The organism is Modestobacter marinus (assembly GCF_019799945.1).
Classification (GTDB): domain Bacteria; phylum Actinomycetota; class Actinomycetes; order Mycobacteriales; family Geodermatophilaceae; genus Modestobacter; species Modestobacter marinus_B.
Genome location: NZ_JABGCH010000005.1, coordinates 191,059 through 211,570, shown reverse-complemented (window position 1 = coordinate 211,570; position 20,512 = coordinate 191,059). Strand labels below are relative to the sequence as shown.

Annotated in this window: 18 protein-coding genes; 8 read left to right on the top strand and 10 right to left on the bottom strand. The window is 72.7% G+C overall.

The window, feature by feature from the left end; translation table 11 throughout:
- The first annotated feature begins 10 nt into the window (after positions 1-10).
- Entirely contained in the window at positions 11-1,588 is a 1,578-nt protein-coding gene (locus HK417_RS07470; RefSeq protein ID WP_222264938.1) for a GMC oxidoreductase, read from the top strand.
- 9 nt (positions 1,589-1,597) lie between these two features.
- Here HK417_RS07470 and HK417_RS07465 read toward each other — a convergent pair whose 3' ends face one another.
- The 3 genes from HK417_RS07465 to clpB all read right to left on the bottom strand — a co-directional run bounded on the left by HK417_RS07465 (position 1,598) and on the right by clpB (position 5,768).
- Complete coding sequence (locus HK417_RS07465; RefSeq protein WP_222264936.1) at positions 1,598-2,107, bottom strand: hypothetical protein; 510 nt, start codon at positions 2,105-2,107, stop codon at positions 1,598-1,600.
- 84 nt (positions 2,108-2,191) lie between these two features.
- Positions 2,192-3,025 (bottom strand): hypothetical protein, encoded by an 834-nt coding sequence (locus HK417_RS07460; RefSeq protein WP_222264934.1) that lies wholly within the window; start codon positions 3,023-3,025, stop codon positions 2,192-2,194.
- A gap of 148 nt (positions 3,026-3,173) precedes the next feature.
- Positions 3,174-5,768 carry an ATP-dependent chaperone ClpB gene (gene clpB / locus HK417_RS07455; RefSeq protein WP_222264932.1) on the bottom strand — a complete coding sequence of 865 codons (2,595 nt, stop codon included), beginning with the start codon at positions 5,766-5,768 and terminating at the stop codon, positions 3,174-3,176.
- 212 nt (positions 5,769-5,980) lie between these two features.
- Between clpB and HK417_RS07450 the strand changes: the two genes are divergently transcribed.
- Both HK417_RS07450 and HK417_RS07445 read left to right on the top strand, forming a co-directional pair.
- Positions 5,981-6,442, top strand: a complete 462-nt coding sequence (locus HK417_RS07450) for a MarR family winged helix-turn-helix transcriptional regulator (protein ID WP_222264929.1) — start codon at positions 5,981-5,983, stop codon at positions 6,440-6,442.
- 182 nt (positions 6,443-6,624) lie between these two features.
- Positions 6,625-7,050: an OsmC family peroxiredoxin gene (locus tag HK417_RS07445; protein WP_222264927.1), complete on the top strand. Its 426-nt coding sequence runs from the start codon at positions 6,625-6,627 to the stop codon at positions 7,048-7,050.
- 118 nt (positions 7,051-7,168) lie between these two features.
- Here the strand turns inward: HK417_RS07445 and HK417_RS25175 are convergent, their stop codons facing one another.
- The 6 genes from HK417_RS25175 to HK417_RS07425 all read right to left on the bottom strand — a co-directional run bounded on the left by HK417_RS25175 (position 7,169) and on the right by HK417_RS07425 (position 13,634).
- Positions 7,169-7,513, bottom strand: coding sequence for a hypothetical protein (locus HK417_RS25175; RefSeq protein ID WP_261326044.1), 345 nt, complete (start codon positions 7,511-7,513; stop codon positions 7,169-7,171).
- Positions 7,474-8,520, bottom strand: coding sequence for an MFS transporter (locus tag HK417_RS25170; protein ID WP_261326121.1), 1,047 nt, complete (start codon positions 8,518-8,520; stop codon positions 7,474-7,476). The genes HK417_RS25175 and HK417_RS25170 overlap by 40 nt, the downstream gene beginning before the upstream one ends.
- Positions 8,521-8,525: 5 nt before the next feature.
- On the bottom strand, positions 8,526-8,819 hold the full coding sequence (locus tag HK417_RS25165; RefSeq protein WP_261326043.1) for a hypothetical protein: 294 nt from the start codon (positions 8,817-8,819) through the stop codon (positions 8,526-8,528).
- Between the two features lie 51 nt (positions 8,820-8,870).
- Positions 8,871-9,380 (bottom strand): MarR family winged helix-turn-helix transcriptional regulator, encoded by a 510-nt coding sequence (locus HK417_RS07435; RefSeq protein ID WP_222264925.1) that lies wholly within the window; start codon positions 9,378-9,380, stop codon positions 8,871-8,873.
- Between the two features lie 169 nt (positions 9,381-9,549).
- Positions 9,550-12,462 (bottom strand): FAD-binding and (Fe-S)-binding domain-containing protein, encoded by a 2,913-nt coding sequence (locus HK417_RS07430; protein ID WP_222264923.1) that lies wholly within the window; start codon positions 12,460-12,462, stop codon positions 9,550-9,552.
- Positions 12,459-13,634, bottom strand: coding sequence for a pyridoxal-phosphate-dependent aminotransferase family protein (locus tag HK417_RS07425; RefSeq protein WP_222264921.1), 1,176 nt, complete (start codon positions 13,632-13,634; stop codon positions 12,459-12,461). Before HK417_RS07425 ends, HK417_RS07430 begins: the two co-directional genes overlap by 4 nt.
- 230 nt (positions 13,635-13,864) lie before the next feature.
- Here HK417_RS07425 and HK417_RS07420 point away from each other — a divergent pair, with 230 nt between their 5' ends.
- The 3 genes from HK417_RS07420 to HK417_RS07410 all read left to right on the top strand — a co-directional run bounded on the left by HK417_RS07420 (position 13,865) and on the right by HK417_RS07410 (position 17,535).
- The gene (locus HK417_RS07420) at positions 13,865-15,370 is read left to right on the top strand and encodes an SLC13 family permease (RefSeq protein WP_222264919.1); all 1,506 of its coding nucleotides are present in this window, start codon (positions 13,865-13,867) and stop codon (positions 15,368-15,370) included.
- Positions 15,371-15,490: 120 nt separating this feature from the next.
- Positions 15,491-16,768 carry a CaiB/BaiF CoA transferase family protein gene (locus HK417_RS07415; protein WP_222264918.1) on the top strand — a complete coding sequence of 426 codons (1,278 nt, stop codon included), beginning with the start codon at positions 15,491-15,493 and terminating at the stop codon, positions 16,766-16,768.
- On the top strand, positions 16,765-17,535 hold the full coding sequence (locus HK417_RS07410; RefSeq protein ID WP_222264916.1) for an enoyl-CoA hydratase/isomerase family protein: 771 nt from the start codon (positions 16,765-16,767) through the stop codon (positions 17,533-17,535). The genes HK417_RS07415 and HK417_RS07410 overlap by 4 nt, the downstream gene beginning before the upstream one ends.
- On the opposite strand, the gene HK417_RS07405 is transcribed toward HK417_RS07410, so the two are convergent.
- Entirely contained in the window at positions 17,516-18,322 is an 807-nt protein-coding gene (locus HK417_RS07405; protein WP_222264914.1) for an IclR family transcriptional regulator, read from the bottom strand. The two genes, HK417_RS07410 and HK417_RS07405, sit on opposite strands and share 20 nt — an antisense overlap.
- Positions 18,323-18,505: 183 nt before the next feature.
- On the opposite strand from HK417_RS07405, the gene HK417_RS07400 reads away from it, so the two are divergent.
- Both HK417_RS07400 and HK417_RS07395 read left to right on the top strand, forming a co-directional pair.
- On the top strand, positions 18,506-18,859 hold the full coding sequence (locus HK417_RS07400) for a hypothetical protein (RefSeq protein ID WP_222264912.1): 354 nt from the start codon (positions 18,506-18,508) through the stop codon (positions 18,857-18,859).
- Positions 18,860-18,943: 84 nt separating this feature from the next.
- Complete coding sequence (locus tag HK417_RS07395; protein ID WP_222264910.1) at positions 18,944-20,512, top strand: FAD-linked oxidase C-terminal domain-containing protein; 1,569 nt, start codon at positions 18,944-18,946, stop codon at positions 20,510-20,512.

Here is a 20,512-nt window from a genome sequence, read left to right as displayed (position 1 = left end):
GCTCCTCCACATGTTCACCTCCCTGCGGCACCTGGACGAGCGGCCGGTCGAGGCGGACGTCCTCGTCGTGGGCAGCGGGCCGGGGGGTCTGGCGCTCGCGACCGATCTGCGGCGGCGGGGCGCGGAGGTCCTGCTGCTGGAGAGCGGCGGGCGCCGCTCGGCACTGCACCCCCTGAACGAGGTCCTCACCACCGGGCTGCCGTTCCCCGGCGGCGGGACCGGGCGGGCCCGCGGCTTCGGCGGCACGGGCCAGCTCTGGGCGGGTGGGTGCATGCCGCTGGAGGACACCGACGTGACCGGCCGCCCCTGGGTGCCCAGCAGCACCTGGCCGGTGCCGCTGGAGGAGCTGCGCCGCTGGCAGGACTGCGCCGCCCACTTCTTCTCCATCCCTGGCGCCACGTTCGGCGCCGCAGACCTCGAGGGCGAGGTCCCGACCTGCTTCGACGGCTCGGGCATGGAGGTCCGGGTCCTGCACCTCAGCCCCCGGTTCCGGGTCGGCGACGTCCTCCGGACGACGGTCGCGAACGACCCGGGCATCACGGTCGTCCTCGGCGGCACCGCCGTCGAGGTGCTCGAGGACGGCGACCGCGTGACGGGCGTGCGCGCCCGGGACCTCTCCGGCACCGAGCGTGTCCTCCGCGCGCGGGCCACGGTGCTGGCCTGCGGCGCCCTCGAGAACGCCCGGCTGCTGCTGGGCAGCGGTGCCGCGCCGGGCGGACTGGGGAACCACGCCGGGCTGCTCGGCGCCGGGCTGCAGGACCACCCCCACTGGTACCTCGGCGAGGTCCTCCCGCCCTCCGCCCGCATGGGGGCCTTCTTCCGGGCCCGCCGCGTCGGCGACCACAGGGTCCGTCCCAAGCTCGTGCTGGGCTCCGCGGCGCAGCGGGAGCAGGGCCTGCTCGGGGCGTTCGCCGACGTCCAGGTCGTGCACGGTCCGCACTCACCGGTGGGTGCGGTCAAGCGGATGGCCGACGCGCTCGGGCAGCGTCGCCGGCCGCCGGCGCTGGGGCACGACGTGGCCCAGGTCCTGGCGCGGCCCGCCCCCCTGGTCCGCGAGGTCCGGCACCGCCGCCGGGGCATCGCGGCACCGCCGGACGACCACAGCCGGCTGCTCCTGCGCGTGCAGACCGAGCAGCCCCCGCTCGGGGACAGCCGGATCCGGCTGTCCCCGGTCCGCGACGCGCTCGGCGTCCGCACCCCGGAGGTCCACTGGACGGTCGGCGCCGCGGAGCACGCCACCGCGACCGAGACGGCCCGCCGGTTCGCCGCGCAGGCGGAGGCCAGCGGGCTGGCTCGGGTGCGGCTGGTCGACTGGCTGGCGGACCTGTCCGCCTTCCGGGCCGCCGCCGCCGACTACAACCACCACGCCGGCACCACCCGGATGGCGGCCGACCCCGCGGAGGGGGTCGTCGACCCGGACTGCGCGGTGTACGGCTCCCCCGGCCTCTACGTCGTCGGCGGCTCGGTCTTCCCGTCCTCCGGCGTGGCGAACCCGACGCTCACCATCGTGGCGCTGGCGCTGCGGCTCGCGGCCTCCCTCGCCGAGGACCGCCACACGGCGACGTCGGGTCCCGGCGCGGACGTCTGAGGTCGCCGGTCAGCCGCGGACCGCCTGCCGGCGCCGGCCCTCGTCCCGGAACCACCCGTTCGACGGCCTCAGCGCCAGCAGCACGATGCCGGTGGCGAGCAGCAGCCACTGCAGCACGGTGAGCACGTCCAGTGCGGGGATCGGGTTGGCGGGTCCGCCGATCACCGAGAGCAGGCCCAGCCCGCCGATGACCCAGAGGACGATCCGCGCCCAGTTGTGTCCCCGCCAGGCGAACCAGAGGACAACCAGGGCGAAGGCGGTCCACAGCAGCCCGAAGGTGGTCGCCACCAAGGTGCTGGTTCGCTCGAGACCGGAGAAGGCATCGGGGTCCACCCCGGCGTCCCGGGCCGCGACGTCCAGCACGGTGTCCAGGTTGGCGAACGTGATGATCGAGGCGATGACGCTGACCACGGTGCTGGCCAGGAAGGCACCGAGGCCGGCGGTGGCCGTCGTCGGGCGCGGCATGGGAGTGCTGTCGAACGGGCCCGGCTTCATCGTGCGGACCACCGGGAACTGCATCACCGAGTCGACCAGACCGGCGACCAGGCCCGGTACGAGCAGTGCCTCCAGGGGAGCGTCGAGGACTGACGCTCGCCGCTCCGGTCAGCCGCGGTACGCCCGCCGCCGATCGCGCTCGGCCACGTACCAGTGGTTGGACGGCTTCAGGGCGAGGGCGACGATGCCGACGAGGACCAGCAGCAGCTGTAGGAAGCCCAGGATCCCGGTCTCGGCCCCCGGTGCTCCGAACGCGGACGCCAGGCTGAGGCCGCCGAGCGCCCACAGCACGATCCGCGCCCAGTTCCGGCCCTGCCAGGCGAACCAGATCACCAGCAGGTAGGCGGCGACGAAGAGCAGGCTGATGACCACTCCCGTCGTCACCACCGCGGAGGCGTCGCTCTCACTGAGCCCCGAGTCGCGGGCCAGCTGGGCCGCCACCCGGCTGAGGTCGGAGAAGGTGAGCACCGAGCTGAGCAGGCCCAGGACGGTGCTCAGCAGGAACGCGCCGATGCCGAGCTTCACGGTGCTGGGCCGCTCGGTGGGCGCGCCGGGCGCGCCGCCGCCCTGCCAGCCGGCGGGGGCGTCCGGATGGGCGCCGAAGCCCTGCTGCCCGTAGCCGGGCTGGCCGTACTGCGGTCCGCCGTACGGGGCCTGGCCGGACGGGGGCTGGCCGTACTGCGGTCCGCCGTACGGGGCCTGGCCGGACGGGGGCTGGCCGTACTGCGGTCCGCCGTACGGGGCCTGGCCGGACGGGGGCTGGCCGTACTGCGGTCCGCCGTACGGGGCCTGGCCGGACGGGGGCTGGCCGTACTGCGGTCCGCCGTACGGGGCCTGGCCGGACGGGGACTGGCCGTACTGCGGCTGGCCGGACGGGGACTGGCCGAACGGCGGCTGCCCGTACCCGCCGCCCTGCTGCGGGTCCTGCGGTCCTGACGTCATGACGCTCCTGCCCTCTCCGTTGCCGACGTTGATGATCATCGGCCATCCGGGGCCCGACGGCGCGTCCGGCGACGCGGCGATTCCAGGTCCGGACGCGACGGAGCCCGCCACCCCCGCGGGAGGTGACGGGCTCCGACCCGGGCTCAGCTCAGGCGCGGGTCACCTGCAGCCCGATGGAGTCGTCGGCCACGTCGACCGGCCAGTCGACGACGACCTGGTCGCCGTCCCGGATCTCGCCGGACAGCAGCGCCTTGGCCAGCTGGTCACCGATGGCCGACTGGACCAGCCGGCGCAGCGGCCGCGCCCCGTAGACCGGGTCGAAGCCGTTGAGCGCGAGCCACTCGCGGGCGGCGTCGGTGACCCGCAGGGTCAGCCGGCGCGCCGCGAGCCGGCGGGCGAGCACCCCCACCTGGATGTCGACGATGCCGGCGAGCTCCTCCGACCCGAGGGCCCGGAACATCACCACGTCGTCGAGCCGGTTGAGGAACTCCGGCTTGAAGTGCGCCCGGACGACGTCCATCACGGCCTTCTGCTTCTGCTCGTCGGTGATCGACTGGTCGGCGATCACCTGCGAGCCGAGGTTCGACGTCAGGATCAGGATGGTGTTCCGGAAGTCCACCGTCCGGCCCTGGCCGTCGGTCAGCCGGCCGTCGTCGAGCACCTGCAGGAGCACGTCGAAGACGTCCGGGTGCGCCTTCTCCACCTCGTCCATCAGGACGACGGTGTACGGGCGCCGCCGCACGGCCTCGGTGAGCTGGCCACCGGCCTCGTACCCGACGTAGCCGGGCGGGGCACCGACCAGCCGGGCCACCGAGTGCTTCTCGGAGTACTCGCTCATGTCGATGCGGACCATCGCCCGCTCGTCGTCGAAGAGGAACTCCGCCAGCGCCTTGGCCAGCTCGGTCTTGCCGACCCCGGTGGGTCCGAGGAACAGGAAGGACCCGGTGGGCCGGTCGGGGTCGGAGACGCCGGAGCGCGCCCGGCGGACGGCGTCGGCGACGGCGCGGACCGCGTAGGGCTGGCCGACGACGCGCTTGCCGAGCTCGTCCTCCATCCGCAGCAGCTTCTGCGTCTCGCCCTCGAGCAGCCGGCCGGCGGGGATGCCGGTCCAGGCCTGGACCACCTCGGCGATGTCGTCGGGGCCGACCTCCTCCTTGAGCATCGACTCCCGGGACGCCGCCTGGGCCTCCGCCTCGTCCAGCGCCCGCTGCAGCTGCGGCATCCGGCCGTACCGGAGCTCGGCGACGTGCGCCAGGTCCCCGTTCCGCTCGGCCCGCTCGGCGTCGAGACGCGCCGCCTCCAGCTCCTCCTTGGTGTGCTGGATGCGGTCGATCGCGGTCTTGTCCTGCTGCCAGCGGGCGGTCAGCTCGTCGAGCTCCTGCCGGCGGTCGGCCAGCTCGCTGCGCAGCGCCGCCAGCCGCTCGAGCGACGACGCGTCCTCCTCCTTGGCGAGCGCCATCTCCTCGATCTCCAGCCGGCGCACGATCCGCTCCACCTCGTCGACCTCGACGGGGCGGCTGTCGATCTCCATGCGCAGCCGGCTGGCCGCCTCGTCGACCAGGTCGATCGCCTTGTCCGGCAAGAACCGGGCGGTGACGTACCGGTCGGAGAGCGTCGCGGCGGCGACGATGGCGGCGTCGGTGATCCGCACCCCGTGGTGCACCTCGTAGCGCTCCTTGAGCCCGCGAAGGATGCCGATCGTGTCCTCGACCGAGGGCTCGCCGACGAACACCTGCTGGAACCGGCGCTCCAGCGCGGGGTCCTTCTCGATGTGCTCGCGGTACTCGTCCAGCGTGGTGGCGCCGACCATCCGCAGCTCGCCGCGGGCGAGCATCGGCTTGATCATGTTGCCCGCGTCCATCGCGGAGTCACCGGTGGCCCCGGCGCCCACGATGGTGTGCAGCTCGTCGATGAAGGTGATCACCTGGCCCTCGGCCTCGGTGATCTCCTGCAGCACGGCCTTGAGCCGCTCCTCGAACTCGCCCCGGTACTTGGCCCCGGCGACCATCGCGCTGAGGTCCAGCGCCATCAGGCGCTTGCCCTTGAGGCTCTCGGGGACGTCGCCGGCCACGATCCGCTGGGCGAGGCCCTCGACGATCGCGGTCTTCCCGACGCCGGGCTCACCGATGAGCACGGGGTTGTTCTTGGTGCGCCGGGAGAGCACCTGGACCACCCGGCGGATCTCGGTGTCCCGCCCGATGACCGGGTCGACCTTGCCGTCCCGGGCGCGCTCGGTCAGGTCGACCGCGTACTTCTCCAGCGCCTGGAAGGTGTTCTCCGGGTCGGCCGTGGTGACCTTCCGGTTGCCCCGGACGGTGCGGAAGGCGGCCAGCAGCGCGTCCCGGGTGGCGCCGGAGCCGGCGAGGACGGCACGGGCCTCCCCCTCGGTGGTGGCCAGGCCGACCAGCAGGTGCTCGGTCGAGACGAACTCGTCGCCCAGCGCGCTGGCCTGCTCCCCGGCGGCGTTCATCGCCCGGAGCAGCTCGCGTGAGGGCTGCGGGGCGGCGACCGTGGCCCCGCTGACGCTCGGCATCCGGCGAAGCGCCGCGTCGGCCTTGACCCGGACGTCGGCGGGGTCGGCGCCGGTCGCCCGGAGCAGCGGCCCGGCGATGCCGTCGGTCTGCTCGAGCAGGGCGACCAGCAGGTGCAGGGGCTCCAGGGACGCCTGACCGCGGTCGACGGCCAGCCGCTGCGCGGCCGCGATCGCCTCCTGCGAGCGGGTGGTGAGCTTGCTCTGCGCCATGGTCGGGGGGTGCTTCCTCTCGAACGGGGGGTGCGACGTGGGGTCCCAGCTTGTCGAACGGCTCAACGACTAAGGAGTTGAGTCTGTTCCACTCAACCCTGCCCGTCCAGCCGCCGCGCGGCCCGCCCCCGGGAACGGTGGCAGAAGCCCGGCCGACCGGCGAGACGGACGACATGACCGCCTGCCGCCGGGTCGCGCCCTACGCTTGGCCCATGACGGACACCCCGTCGCCGAGCGTGGCTCTCGACGACCAATTGTGCTTCGCGCTCTACGCGGCCTCGCGCGCCGTCACGGCGCGCTATCGTCCGCTGCTCGACGAGCTGGGCGTGACGTATCCGCAGTACCTCGTGCTCATGCTCCTGTGGGAGCAGGACGGGCAGACGGTCGGCCAACTGGGCAACCGCCTGGCGCTGGACTCCGGCACCCTCTCCCCACTGCTCAAGCGACTGACCACCGCCGGCCTGGTCACCCGGCACCGCCGGGCCGACGACGAGCGCTCGGTGTCGGTGCGCCTGACCGACGCCGGCCGCGCGCTCCAGGGCCCGGCCTGCTCCATCTCCGCCGAGATGATCGACGTGCTCGCGCTGGACAGGCAGCAGTTCGCCGACCTGAAGGGCCAGCTCCGGCTGCTCACCGAGCGCGTCGGCCAGCCCCGGCAGGACGCCGCCGTCTAGGAATCCCTGCCTTCCGCCGCGAGCCTCGATCGGCCCCGTCCGGAGGCGCACCCCGAGCGTGCGGGGGACGGGTCCTTCAGGGGTGGCGGGAACACCGTCGGGTGGCCAGGGTTGTGCCCGACACGACACGGTGATCGTCCCCGGCGCATCCCGCGCCGTGGACGCAGCCGCAAGGAGGTCCGATGCCCACCCGTACCGCCCGCACCGCCTGGAACGGCTCCCTGCAGGAGGGTTCCGGCCAGGTGGAGCTCACCAGCTCGAAGGTCGGCACCTTCGATGTCAGCTTCCCGAAGCGCACCGCAGAGGAGGCCGAGGGCACCACCAGCCCCGAGGAGCTCATCGCCGCCGCGCACTCGTCGTGCTTCTCCATGGCCCTGTCCAGCGAGATCGGCAAGGCCGGCGGGACGACGGAGTCCCTCGAGGTGACCGCCGAGGTGACCCTCGGCGCGGGGGCCATCACCAAGATCGCACTCACCGTCCGCGGTGAGGTCACCGGCCTGGACGCCGACGGCTTCGAGAAGGCCGCCCAGGCCGCCAAGGTGGGCTGCCCGGTCAGCAAGGCGCTCGCCGCGGTCGACGAGATCACGCTCGACGCGGCACTGGTGTGAAGCAGGACCCCCTGCCCCCCGCCGCTCGCACGCTCGCGGCGGACCCCTGCAGGGGGGCCATCGCTACGACGAGAGGCCCGCTCCCGGATGCCGGGGGCGGGCCTCTCGTCGTCGTGGCTCAGCCGCGGGGGTGGCCGGCGAGCTCCCCGTCCACGGCGGCGGTGGTGTCGGTCTCCGTCCGCATCCGCTCGTCACCGGTCTCGGTCCGCAGCGCCACCTCCCGGATGAACAGGATGGCAACGATCGTGATGACCGAGAGGCACGCGGAGATCAGGAAGATCCGGCCGGTAGCGTCCCCGTAGGAGACCTGGATCAGCTCGCGGATCGGCGCCGGCGCGTCGGCCAGCGAGGCCAGGCCGATGTCCCCGGAGCCGCCGGCCGCGGCCTCCGCCGCACCGGGGATGGACGCGAGGCCCTGCTGGATCAGGTCGCCCACCCGGTTGGACAGCACCGCGCCGAGCACCGAGACACCGAGACACCGATGGTGCCGCCCAGGCTGCGGAAGAAGGCGACCGCGGCGCTCGCCGCCCCCAGGTCGGTGGCCGCGACGGTGTTCTGCACCGCCAGCACCAGGTTCTGCATCGTCATCCCGATCCCGATGCCGAGGACCGCCAGGAAGACGCCCAGCAGCACCATGTCCGTGGCGTGGTCGATCGTGGCCAGCAGCCCGAACCCGCCGGCCACCAGCAGCGACCCGGCGACGAGGTACCGCTTCCACGTGCCGTGGCGGGTGATCAGGATCCCGGAGACGGTCGAGGACACCAGGAGGCCGCCGACCATCGGGATGGTGAGCAGGCCGGCCGCGGTCGGCGAGTAGCCCCGCGAGATCTGCAGGTACTGACCGAGGAAGACGGTCGAGCCGAACATCGCGACACCGATCGCCACGCTGGCGACGATCGCGAGCGTCGTCGTCCGGTCCTTGAACAGCCGCAGCGGCACGATCGGCTCCGTCGCCCGCAGCTCGGTGACGACGAAGGCGATGATCGCCAGCACGCCGCCGGTGAGGAACAGCGCGGTCTCGACCGAGGCCCAGGCGAACCTGCTGCCGGCCAGGGTCACCCAGATCAGCAGCGCGGAGACACCGGCGGCGAGGAACCCGGCACCGAGGTAGTCGATCGTGACCTCCCGTTTGGTGACCGGCAGGTGCAGCGTGCGCTGCAGCAGCACCAGGGCGACGACGGCGAAGGGGACGCCGACGTAGAAGCACCAGCGCCAGCCCAGCCAGCTCGTGTCGACCAGCAGGCCACCGAGGAGCGGGCCACCCACCGTGGCCACCGCCATCACCGAGCCGAGCAGCCCGGAGTACCGGCCACGCTCCCGCGGGCTGATCATCGCCGCCATCGCGATCTGCACCAGCGCCTGCAGCCCGCCCAGGCCGAGGCCCTGCAGGACCCGCCAGCCGATCAGCGTGTCCACCGACTGGGAGAGCCCGGCCAGCATCGAGCCGACGATGAAGATGACGATCGACAGCTGGATCAGCAGCTTCTTGCTGAACAGGTCGGCGAGCTTGCCCCAGATCGGCGTGGACCCCGTGAGGCCAGCAGGGTGGCGGTGACCACCCAGGTGTACTGGCTCTGCGTGCCGCGCAGGTCGGTGATGATCGTCGGCAGGGCGTTGGAGACGACCGTCGAGGACAGGAAGGCCACGAACATCGCCAGCAACATCCCGGAGAGCGCCTCCAGGATTCGCCGGTGGCTCATCCGGCCCTGCTGCTCAGCCGGTGGTGCAGCGGGTCCGGCGGCGGTCCGGAGGACGGCGGGGGTGCTCATGCGGGTTCTCCTGGTGACGCGTTCGGGGCGGCGGGGGGACGACGGCGGGGATCACCGGACGGCGGCGGTCGGCGGCGCATCGGCCGGTGGTCGGGACGGCGGCACGACGGGACGGCGGCCGGCCCGGTCCAGCCCGTCGGCCAGCTTCTCCAGCATCGCGGCGAGCCGCTGCGCCTCGCCCTCGGTCCAGTCGTCGAGCGCGGCGACGGCCCACTGGCCACGGACCGCGCGGGTGCGGGCGAGCGCGACGACGCCGACGGCGCTGAGGCTGACCAGGCTGGCCCGCCCGTCCCGCGGGTCGGGCTGCCGCGCCACGTAGCCGGCCCGCTCCAGCGCCGCCACCTGGCGGCTGGCGACGGAGACGTCGACCCCGGCGGCGGCCGCGAGCGCGCTGCACCGCTGCGGGCCGCCCTGCTCCAGCGGCACGAGCATCGCCCAGCCGTAGGAGGGCAGGTCGCCGTGCAGGGCGGCGGCCACCCGGTGGCCGAGCTGGCGGGCGGTGCGCGTCAGCCGGGCCACGCCGGCGGTCAGCCGCTCGGAGGTCTCCGGGGTGAGGTGCACGTCGCCGTCCTGTTCGCCGTCCGCGGAGGAACCCCCGCTACATGTAGACAGCACACATCGTGCGCCAATTGGTTGCTCGAAGCAACTTCATTGATGTGACGGTTCCCACGACGACGAAGGCCCGCCCCCGGGGTCTCCGGGGACGGGCCTTGCGTCGTGCGGCCTGCTGCTACGAGGCGAGCGCCTCCAGGACCAGCTCCGCCGGGTGCCAGGCGTTCCGCTGGGTGCCGTGGAAGATCTGCTGCCGGCAGGAGACACCGGTCGCCGCGATCACCGCGTCCGCCGGAGCCGAGCGGACCGCCGGGAACAGCCGGTCCTCCCCCACCTGCAGCGAGACGTCGTAGTGCTCGGACTCGAAGCCGAACGACCCCGCCATGCCGCAGCAGCCGGCGTCCAGCTCCTGCACCGTGACGCCGGGGATCCGCTGCAGCAGTGCGACGGTCGCCGCGGTGCCCGCCTCGGCCTTCTGGTGGCAGTGGCCGTGGAAGACGACCGTCCGCCCGGCCAGCCAGCTGTCCTCACGCAGCCGCAGGCGCCCGTCGTCGATCGCCTCGACGAGCAGCTCCTCCGGCAGCCGCACCCGGCCGGCGACGTCGCGCACATTCGGGTCGTCGGGCAGCAGGTCGACGTGCTCGGCCCGCAGCGTGAGGATGCAGCTGGGCTCGCAGCCCACGATCGGCGAGCCAGGCTCGGTGCCCTCGCACAGGTTCGCCGCCAGCTTCTGCGCCTTCCCGCGGGCGTCGTCGAGCATGCCCTTGGAGATGCTCGCGCGACCGCAGCAGCCCTTGCTCTCCAGCCGCACCGGGTGCCCGGCGGCCTCCAGCAGCTTCACCACGGCCTGGCCGATACCGGGCTCGGTGTAGCTGGTGAAGGAGTCGGCCAGCATGGTGACCGGCTGCTGGGTCGCGTTCGCCGGCGCCTGGTGCTTCTTGAACCAGCGCATCAGGGTCTGCCGGTGGAACACCGGGAGCTCCCGCTGGCGGGCGATGCCGAGCGTGGAGTCCATCAGTGCGCGCAGCGGCTTGATCCTCAGCGGCAGGTTCGACAGCGGCGCCGTCGCCGAGCCGAGCTTGTTCAGCGTGCGGATGGCGCCGAAGGCCCGGGAGCGCAGCGGCGTCCCGTGCACGTCGTGCTTGGCCGCCAGCGCCTCGGTCTTCATCGCCGCGACGTCGACGCCCAGCGGGCACTCGCTCTTGCACGCCTTGCACATGAGGCACAGGTCGAGCACCTCGTGCAGCCGCTCGTCGGCCAGCGCGGTGTGCGGGTCGCCCTCGCTCAGCGCCTTGACCAGGGCACCGGCCCGACCCCGGGTGGAGTGCTCCTCCAACCGGGTGGCGATGTAGGACGGGCACATCGCGCCGGTGGTCGACTTCCGGCACAGCCCGATGTTCATGCACCGGTCGGCGGCGCCGAACATGCCGCCGACGACGTCGAACTGCAGCCGCGTGCGCAGCGGGCCCGGCTGGGGCGGGTTGGCGTCCCGCAGGTGCTCGGTCATCGACGGCGAGTCGACGATCTTGCCCGGGTTGAGCCGGTTCTGCGGGTCGAAGATGTGCTTGACCTCGCGCATGGCCTCGTACAGCTCGTCGCCGAACAGCTCGCGGTTGAACTCGCTGCGGGCCAGGCCGTCGCCGTGCTCGCTGGAGTTGACCCCGCCGTACTCGCGGACCAGGTCCTTGATCTCCACGGCCACCGAGCGCATCACCTCGACCTGACCCGGCTTGGTCAGGTCGACGAAGGGCCGGATGTGCAGACAGCCCACCGAGCAGTGGCCGTAGAAGCCGGCCTCCAGGCCGTACCGGTCGAGCACGTCCTTGAACCGGGCGGTGTACTCGGCCAGGTGCTTCGGGTCGACGGCGGTGTCCTCGACGAAGGCCAGCGGCCGGCGGGCGCCGACGGAGTTGGCCATCAGCAGCCCGAGGGCGGACTTGCGCACCTTCATCAGGGCACCCTGCTGGGCCGGGGTGACCGCCCGCAGCGTGTGGTAGCCGTGCCCGTTGCGCTCCCAGAGCTCGGTCAGCCGGTCCATCGAGTGCACCAGCGCGGCCTCGTCGTCCCCGGTGAAGGAGACGAACAGCAGCGCGTCCGGGTCGCCGACCAGGATCTTACCCAGGCCGGCGTACTCGATCTTCTGCCGGGACAGGTCGAGGATCGTGCGGTCCAGCAGCTCCACACCGGCGGGCTCGAAGGTGAGCGCGTCCTCCGTGGCGTTGATCGCCTGCTGCACGGTCTCGAAGTGACCGACCGCGAACACCTGCTTCGACGGCTTGGGCACCAGGCCCACGCGCGCCGAGGTGACGATCGCCAGGGTTCCCTCCGACCCGACGAGGAACTTCGCCAGGTCGAACGGCGCGCCGTCGGCGAGCCGGTCCAGCCGGTAGCCACCGGCCCGCCGCCAGAACTGCGGGAACCCGGACGCGATCGCCGCACTGTTCGCGGCGACGAGCTCGGGCAGCCGGCGGTAGATCTCCGCCTCGAGCGTGTCGCCCTGCGCGCGGCGGGCCCGCTCGGCCTCGTCGACGACGCCGAAGGTGGCCGTCGACCCGTCGGCCAGGACGACGTCGACCTCCTCGACGTGGTCGATCGTCATGCCGAAGCGCACCGAGCCGCTGCCGGCGGAGTTGTTGCCGATCATCCCGCCGATCGTGGCGCGGTTGGACGTCGACGTGTCCGGCCCGAACATCAGCTTGTGCGGCGCGGCGGCCCGGTTCAGGTCGTCCTGCACCACCCCCGGCTCGACCCGGGCCGTGCGTGCCTGCGGGTCGATCTCGGTGATCCGGTGCATGTGCCGGGAGAGGTCCAGCACCAGACCCGGGCCCACGGTCTGCCCGGCCAGGCTGGTGCCCGCCCCGCGGGCGAGCACCGGGACCCCGGCCTCGCTCGCCAGCCGGACCGCGGCCGCGACGTCCGCGGCGTGCGCCGGGTAGGCGACGCCGATCGGCATCATCGTGTACATCGACGCGTCCTGGCTGAACAGGTGCCGGGTGTAGTCGTCGAAGGCGACCTCGCCGTCCAGGGCGCGGGTCAGTTCCCGCTCCAGCTCTTCCGCACCGACCGCGGTGCGCTCGGGTGCGGAGGTCACGGCTGCTGGAGCCGGTCGAGGGCGGACTGCAGACCGGTGGGGTCGATCTTCACGCCGCTGCGGACCAGACCCATCTGCACGCCGGCGAGCGTGCCGGCCAGCGTCAGGTCGTTGAAGTGGCCGAGGTGGCCGATGCGGAAGACCTTGCCCGCCAGCTTGGTCAGCCCGGCGCCCAGGGACATGTCGTACTCACGCAGGATCAGCTCGCGCACGGCGTCGGCGTCGTACTCGTCGGAGAGCAGCACCGCGGTGAGCGAGCCGGAGTACTCGCGCTCGTCGAGGGCGAGCACCTCCAGGCCCCAGCCCCGCACCGCGGCGCGGGTGGCCTCCGCGTGCCGGGCGTGCCGGGCGTAGACGTTCGGCAGCCCCTCCTCGGCCAGCATCTTCAGGGCCTCCTTGAGGCCGTAGAGGATGTTGGTGGCCGGCGTGTAGGGCCAGAAGCCGTTGGCGTTGGCGGCGAGGATCGGCTCCCAGTTCCAGTAGGACTTCGGCAGCTTCGCCGTCCGCGACGCCTCGAGGGCCTTCTCGCTGACGGCGTTGAAGCTGATCCCCGGCGGGAGCATGAGCCCCTTCTGCGACCCGGAGATCGTGACGTCGACGCCCCACTCGTCATGCCGGTAGTCGATGCTGCCCAGCGACGAGATCGTGTCCACCAGCAGCAGTGCCGGGTGGCCGGCGGCGTCGATGGCCTGGCGCACCTCGCCGACCCGGCTGGTCACACCGGTGGAGGTCTCGTTGTGCACCACCATGACGGCCTTGATGGCGTGCCCGGTGTCCGCGGCGAGCTTCTCCTGCACCGCCTCCGGCTGGACCCCGTGCCGCCAGTCGCCCGGCACGAAGTCGACCTCGAGGCCCATCTCGGTCGCCATCTTCTGCCACAGGGTCGCGAAGTGGCCGGTCTCGAAGCACAGCACCCGGTCGCCGGGGGACAGCGTGTTGGTGAGCGCAGCCTCCCAGGCGCCGGTGCCGGAGGCGGGGTAGATGATCACCGGCTGGGTGGTGCCGAACGGCGCCTTGACGGCCTCCAGCACCTCCTTGCCCAGTGCGGCGAACTCCGGCCCCCGGTGGTCGATCGTCGGGAAGTCCATCGCCCGCAGCACCCGGTCGGGGACGTTGGTCGGCCCCGGGATCTGCAGGAAGTGGCGTCCACCCGTGCTCGTCGTCACTGACATGCCTCCGGCCTCTCGGTCAACGGGACCTCGGACTACGTGCCCGAAGTCCACCATGCGGGAGACTACTACCGTCTAGCGGACACCCGAAGCGTGCCGCCCAGTGACGTGTGACGCTTGACACGCGGGTGTATGTCGTCTTGACTTCCCCGCTAGCGAAAACGCACTTCCGCATCGCGGAAGCTCAACCAGCGGGCGGTGACGCCCGCTCCGAACTGAGCCTGGGGACGCCGGTGTCCGTACAGCTAGTCCTGATCCTCATACTCCTGGCGATCTTCCTGATCGCCACAGTGCTCCCCGTGCACATGGGGGCCCTCGGGTTCACCGCGGCGTTCATCGCCGCGTACTTCATCTACGCCGGGGGTGAAGAGGGCTACGACGACATGGTCTTCGGGTTCTTCCCCGGGTCACTGTTCGTCGTCCTGGTCGGTGTCACCTACCTGTTCGCCATCGCCAAGAACAACGGGACGGTCGACTGGCTCGTCCACGCCGCGGTCAAGGCCTCCGGTGGCAAGCTGGTGGCCATCCCGTGGGCCATGTTCGCCGTCACCGGCGCGCTGACCGCGATCGGCGGCGTGGTGCCGGCCGTGGTGGCCATCATCGCCCCGGTCGGCATGTCCTTCGCCCGCCGGTACGGGATCAACCCGGTGCTGATGGGTCTGTTCATCATCAACGGCGCGACCGCCGGCGGCTTCTCGCCGCTGTCGATCTTCGGTGTCATCACCAACACGGTCGTCGCGGACAACGACCTGCCGGGCAGCCCGCTGTTCCTGTGGGGCGCCTCGATCGTCATCAACATCCTGCTGTCGATCGTCGTGTTCTTCCTCTTCGGCGGGCGCAAGCTGCTGGGCGGCGGCCGGGTGGACGTGACCGACCGGGGTGACGACGACTTCGTCGCGGCCACCGTCGCCGGCGACGCCACCGAGGACACCGGCGCGGACATCCCCGGCGGGCCCGCCCGGCGCACCGCCGTGGGCAGCACCAGCACCGGCGGTGCCGCGATCTCCGGCGGGCAGGTCACCGAGCCGCGGCACGGCGAGTCCGGACACCACCACCCCACCGCCGGCGAGCGCGCCGACACCAAGGCCGTGCAGACCACCGCGCTGGCCGAGGAGCCGCACGAGGACACGGTCACCACGCTGGACCGGGACCGGGCGCTCACCCTGGGCGGCCTGGTGCTCCTGGTCCTCGGCGCGCTGGTCTTCGACCTGGACATCGGCCTGATGGCCATCACCGTCGGCGTGCTCCTCTCGATCGTCGCCCCGCGCGGCGCGAAGGGCGCCGTGGGCCAGATCGCCTGGCCGACCGTGCTGCTGATCTGCGGCATCGTCACGTATGTCGGCCTCATGCAGGACCAGGACGTCCCCGGCTGGCTCGGTGACAACGTCGCCGCGCTCGGCGTCCCGCTGCTCTCCGCGCTGCTGCTCCTCTACATCGGCGCCGTCGTCTCGGCCTTCGCCTCGACCACCGGCATCCTCGGTGCGCTCATCCCGCTGGCCGTGCCGTTCCTGCAGGGTGACAACGCGATCGGGGCGGTCGGTCTGATCACCGCCCTCGCGCTGTCGTCGTCCATCGTCGACTCCAGCCCGTTCTCCACCAGCGGTGCCCTGGTGGTGGCCAACAGCACCGAGGCCGAGCGCGACAAGACCTTCAAGACCCTGATGATCTGGGGCTTCTCGATGGTCGCGATCATCCCGCCGGTCACCTGGCTGGTCCTGGTCGTCCCCGGCTGGCTGTGAGGACGGCAGCAGCGCTGCCCTGATCGACGCACTGCGCCCCGGCCGGCCGACCCGCCTGCCGGGGCGCAGTCATGTGCAGGCCACGATCCACCCACGGCAACCACACGCGGAGGCAAGTCCATGAGCACACCCGCACCGACGGAAGACACCCCACGCCCGCCCCTCACCGGGATCACCGTGCTGGAGGTGGGCGTCTTCATGGCCGCCCCCTACGCGGCCATGCAGCTCGCCGACCTCGGCGCGCAGGTGATCAAGGTCGAGGACCCCCGGGCCGGCGACCCGGTCCGGGCCAGCGGCCCCTTCCTCGACGGGGAGAGCTCCCCGTACCTGCGGCTGAACCGGAACAAGGAGTCCATCGCGCTGGACCTGAAGTCCGCGGCGGGCAAGGAGGCGTTCCTCGCCCTCGTCCGCACCGCGGACGTCGTCATCGAGAACCTGCGGCCCGGGGCGATGAAGCGGCTCGGGCTCGGCGCCGCCGACATCTGGGAGGTCAACCCGCGGGTGGTCTACGCCTCCGGCTCCGGCTGGGGCCAGGACGGGCCGCTGGCGCCGCTGCCCGGGCTGGACATCATGGCCCAGGCGCGCAGCGGGATCATGAGCATCACCGGCACCCCCGGCGGCGAGCCGGTCAAGGTCGGCGTCCCGGTCTGCGACCTGGTGTGCGGCCTCTACCTCGCCCTGGGCGTCACCGCGGCGCTGCGTGAGCGCGACCGCACCGGGCAGGGTCAGGCGATCGACGTCTCCCTGTTCGAGGCCGGGGTGAGCCTGGCCGTGTGGGAGGCCGGCAAGTACTTCGCCACCGGAGAGGTGGGCGGCCCGCTGGGCTCGGCCCACCAGAGCCAGGCCCCGTACCAGGCCTTCCAGACCGCCGACGGCTGGATCACCATCGGGGCGAACACGCCCAACACGTGGGCCGGCCTGTGCAACACGCTGGACATGGCCGAGCAGCTGGCCGACGAGGGGTACTCCGACCCCTCCCGCCGGCACGCCCGCCGCGGCGAGCTGCTGGACGTCATCGAGTCCCGGACGCGCACCCGCACGACCGCGGGCCTGCTGGCGGCGCTCAACGAGGCCGGCGTGCCGTCCGCGCCGATCAACGACTACGGCCAGGTCTTCACCGACGAGCACCTGAACACCCGGGACTTCTTCTGGGACGCGCAGCACCCCGCGCTGGGGCCGGTGCGCCAGATCGGCTCGCCGATGCGGATGTCGCGCACCCCCGCCGTCCGCGGGGTCGCCGGGCCGCCGCTGGGCGCCGACACCCGGACGGTGCTGACCCGATCCGGTGTGCCGGCCGACGTCGTCGACGCGGTCGCCCCGCCCGGTCCCCCGCCGCTCGACTCCGAGGTCGCCGCCCCCAAGCGGCCGCAGCCCGCGGTTCCGGGTGAAGGCGCATGAGCGAGCTCGAGGTCACCCAGGACGGCGCCGTCCTGCACGTGCTCTTCAACCGGCCCGAGGCGCGCAACGCGATGACGTTCGCGATGTACGAGGGGCTGGTGGAGGCATGCGACCGCGCGGACGAGGACGACTCCGTGCGCGTGATGGTGCTGCGCGGTGCCGGCGGCCGGGCCTTCGTGGCCGGCACCGACATCAGCCAGTTCCAGGAGTTCACCAGCGGCGAGGACGGCATCGCCTACGAGGAGCGCATCAGCCGGGTGGTGAACCGGCTCGAGGACGTCGGCGTCCCGACGATCGCCGCGGTCGAGGGCGCCTGCGTCGGCGGCGGGCTGGCCATCGCGGCCGCCTGCCACCTGCGGATCGCGACCGCGTCCTCGCGCTTCGGGGTGCCGATCGCCCGGACCCTCGGTAACTGCCTGTCAATGAACAGCTACTCGCTGCTCGTGCACCACCTGGGGCCGGCGCGGACGCTGGACATGCTGCTGCGGGCTCGCCTGCTCTCGGCCGAGGACGCCGGCGGCGCCGGGTTCGTCAGCCAGGTGGTGCCCGACGGTGAGCTGCAGCCCGCGCTGACCGCGCTGGTCGAGGTGCTCCTCAGCCACGCCCCGCTGAGCATGAAGGCCGCCGGCCGGGCGGTCGCCCGGCTCCGGCGGGCGAGCCTGCCCGACGGCGACGACCTGGTGCGGGAAGTGTTCGGCAGCGCCGACTTCCGGGCCGGCGTCGCCGCCTTCGTGGCCCGGGAGCAGGTCAGCTGGACCGGCCGCTGAGCGCCCGCGGGCCATCCTCGTCGAGCTCGCCCGCGAGCGCGACGGCGGTGGCCCGCAGCTCGGCGACGATGCCCGGGACGCTGTCCATCGGCACGCGCCCCTCGGGCCCGGAGACCGAGATCGCCGTGGCCGCCGGCCCACCCGGGACGGCCACGGCGATGCACCGGACGCCGATCTCCTGCTCCCCGTCGTCGAGGGCGTAGCCCTGCGCGGCGATCTGCGGCAGCTGGGCGAGCAGCTCGTCGACGTCGGTGACCGTCTTGACGGTGCGCGGGGGCATCCCGCCCCGCTCCAGCAGCTCGCGGGCGGTGTCCTCCGGCAGCTGGGCCAGCAGCGCCTTGCCCACCCCGGTGCAGTGCAGGTGCACCCGGCGGCCCACCTCGGTAAACATGCGCATCGAGTGGCGCGAGGGCACCTGGGCCACGTAGACGACCTTGTCGCCGTCCAGCATCGCCAGGTTGGCCGTCTCGCCGGTGCTGTCGACCAGGGCGCTCAGGTGCGGGCGGGCCCAGCTGCCCATGGTCCGCGACGAGCTCTCGCCGAGGTGGATGAGCCGGGGGCCGAGCACGTACCGGCGCGACGGGAGCTGGCGCACGTAGCCACGGGCGACCAGCGTGCGCACCAGACGGTGGATGGTGGACAGCGGCAGGCCGCTCTCCACGGCCAGCCGCGAGAGCGCCACCTCGCCGCCGTCGTCGGCCATCAGCTCGAGGATCAGGAACGCGCGCTCGAGGGACTGCACACCGCCGTCCCCCGCGCTGCCCACGGCACCCTTGATCGCGGCCATACCCGCCACTCTCCGTTCTCCGCCGGACCGTGCGGGGCATTCCCGCCGCCTTGACCCGACTGGGTACAGAGGATACGTTTTCCACCAGGTAGATGGAACCTTCCATTTCGTGGAAGTATGGTCCCAGTAGTCGGCCCTCGGGGCCGCGCGGCGGCACCGGTGAGACGACGGTCGAGGTGAGTCATGAGCACGGTCGACGGGGTGGACATCACCGGCCCGATGGGTCCGCGGTACGAGGAGGTACTCACCCCTCGGGGGCTCGGCCTCATCGCGACCCTGCACCGCGAGCTCAACGGCCGGCGGCTCGAGCTGCTGCAGTGGCTGCACAACGGCGGGACCCTCGCCGACGGCCAGCAGGTCAGCACCGACCTGGTGCAGCGCGTGATCGACGAGGAGATGGGCACGATCCGCGACGGCCGTGGAGATGCCTTCGCCGCCGGCCGGTGGGACGATGCCCAGGCGCTGTTCACCGAGATGGTCCTGGCGGATGAGTACCCGGACTCCTTGACCGTCCCGGCGTACGAGCGCATGCCCTGACGTACGTCCCCGAGGGGTCGGAGTCCACGCTCCGGCCCCTCGGGCGCTCCACCACTGCAGGTCCGGCGACGAAGGCGGAACCTCATGAGCGGCACGCACGGCACGGAGAAGACGGCCGGCCCGGTGCTCGGTACCTCGACCGACACCGTCCCCCCGGAGGCCACCAGCGCCACCGGCACACCCGGTGACAAGGCCGACGCGATCGCGGCGGTCACCCGGGTGGCCCGCGCGGCCCTGCCGGCCAACGGCCTGATCACCGACCCGACGGAGCTGCGCACCTACGAGTGCGACGGGCTGGCCCACTACCGGGTCACCCCCGCCCTCGTGGTCCTCCCCGAGACCACCGAGCAGGTCGCCGCCGTGGTCCGGGCCTGCGCCGAGCACGGCGTCCCCTTCGTCGCCCGCGGCTCGGGCACCGGGTTGTCCGGCGGCGCCCTCCCTCGGGCCGACGGGATCCTCGTCGTCACCTCGCGGATGCGGGCCATCCGGGAGGTCCGGGCCGCCGACCAGCGGGCGGTGGTCGAGCCCGGCGTCATCAACCTCGACGTCACCCGCGCCGCCACCCCCGAGGGCTACTACTACGCCCCCGACCCCAGCAGCCAGCAGATCTGCTCGGTCGGCGGCAACCTGGCCGAGAACTCCGGCGGCGCCCACTGCCTCAAGTACGGCTTCACCAGCAACCACGTGCTCGGCACCGACCTGGTCACCCCGCAGGGCGACGTCGTGCAGCTGGGCGGGCTGGCCCCCGACGCCCCCGGCTACGACCTGCTGGGCACCGTCGTCGGCTCGGAGGGCACGCTCGGCATCGCCACCACGGCGATCGTCCGGCTGGTGCGGCTGCCCGAGGAGGTCCGCACGCTGCTGGTCGGCTTCCGCTCCACCGACGACGCCGGCGCCGCGACCTCGGCGATCATCAGCGCCGGCATCGTCCCGGCCGCGATCGAGATGATGGACGCGCTGGCCATCGAGGCCGCCGAGGCGGCCGTGCACTGCAACTACCCCGACGGGGCCGGTGCGGTGCTGGTCATCGAGCTCGACGGTGCCGCCGTCGAGGTCGAGCACGAGTACGAGCAGGTCGAGCGGCTGTGCCGGGAGCACGGGTCGTTCGAGCAGCGGCTGGCCATCGACGCCGCCGAGCGCGCGCTGATCTGGAAGGGCCGCAAGTCGGCCTTCGCCGCCGTCGGCCGGATCAGCCCCGACTACATCGTGCAGGACGGCGTCATCCCGCGGACCGCGCTGCCCGAGGTGCTGCGGGCGATCGCCGACCTCTCGTCGTCCTCGGGCGTGCGGGTGGCCAACGTCTTCCACGCCGGCGACGGCAACCTCCACCCGCTCGTGCTCTTCGACGGGGAGAAGGAGGGCGCCGGCGAGGCCGCCGAGGAGGTCAGCGGCGCGATCCTCGACCTGTGCATCAGCCACGGCGGCTCGATCACCGGTGAGCACGGCGTCGGCACCGACAAGGCCGCCTACATGCCGAGGATGTTCACCGACGAGGACCTGGACACCATGCAGCTGGTCCGCTGCGCGTTCGACCCGGACAACATCTCCAACCCGGGCAAGGTGTTCCCCACCCCCCGGCTGTGCGGCGAGGTCCCCGGCAAGCGGAAGAAGCCCCACCCGCTGGTCGAGGCCGGACTCGCCGACGCGTTCTGA

Bases quoted from the DNA above. Each gene is read 5' to 3' on its own strand.
- HK417_RS07410 (WP_222264916.1), top strand. From the start codon at position 16,765: ATGAGCGAGCTCGAGGTCACCCAGGACGGCGCCGTCCTGCACGTGCTC.
- HK417_RS07460 (WP_222264934.1), bottom strand. From the start codon at position 3,025: ATGACGTCAGGACCGCAGGACCCGCAGCAGGGCGGCGGGTACGGGCAG.
- HK417_RS07470 (WP_222264938.1), top strand. From the start codon at position 11: ATGTTCACCTCCCTGCGGCACCTGGACGAGCGGCCGGTCGAGGCGGAC.
- HK417_RS07445 (WP_222264927.1), top strand. From the start codon at position 6,625: ATGCCCACCCGTACCGCCCGCACCGCCTGGAACGGCTCCCTGCAGGAG.
- HK417_RS25165 (WP_261326043.1), bottom strand. From the start codon at position 8,819: ATGAGCACCCCCGCCGTCCTCCGGACCGCCGCCGGACCCGCTGCACCA.
- HK417_RS07405 (WP_222264914.1), bottom strand. From the start codon at position 18,322: ATGGCCGCGATCAAGGGTGCCGTGGGCAGCGCGGGGGACGGCGGTGTG.
- clpB (WP_222264932.1), bottom strand. From the start codon at position 5,768: ATGGCGCAGAGCAAGCTCACCACCCGCTCGCAGGAGGCGATCGCGGCC.
- HK417_RS07395 (WP_222264910.1), top strand. From the start codon at position 18,944: ATGAGCGGCACGCACGGCACGGAGAAGACGGCCGGCCCGGTGCTCGGT.
- HK417_RS07415 (WP_222264918.1), top strand. From the start codon at position 15,491: ATGAGCACACCCGCACCGACGGAAGACACCCCACGCCCGCCCCTCACC.
- HK417_RS07450 (WP_222264929.1), top strand. From the start codon at position 5,981: ATGACGGACACCCCGTCGCCGAGCGTGGCTCTCGACGACCAATTGTGC.
- HK417_RS07465 (WP_222264936.1), bottom strand. From the start codon at position 2,107: ATGCAGTTCCCGGTGGTCCGCACGATGAAGCCGGGCCCGTTCGACAGC.
- HK417_RS07425 (WP_222264921.1), bottom strand. From the start codon at position 13,634: ATGTCAGTGACGACGAGCACGGGTGGACGCCACTTCCTGCAGATCCCG.
- HK417_RS07400 (WP_222264912.1), top strand. From the start codon at position 18,506: ATGAGCACGGTCGACGGGGTGGACATCACCGGCCCGATGGGTCCGCGG.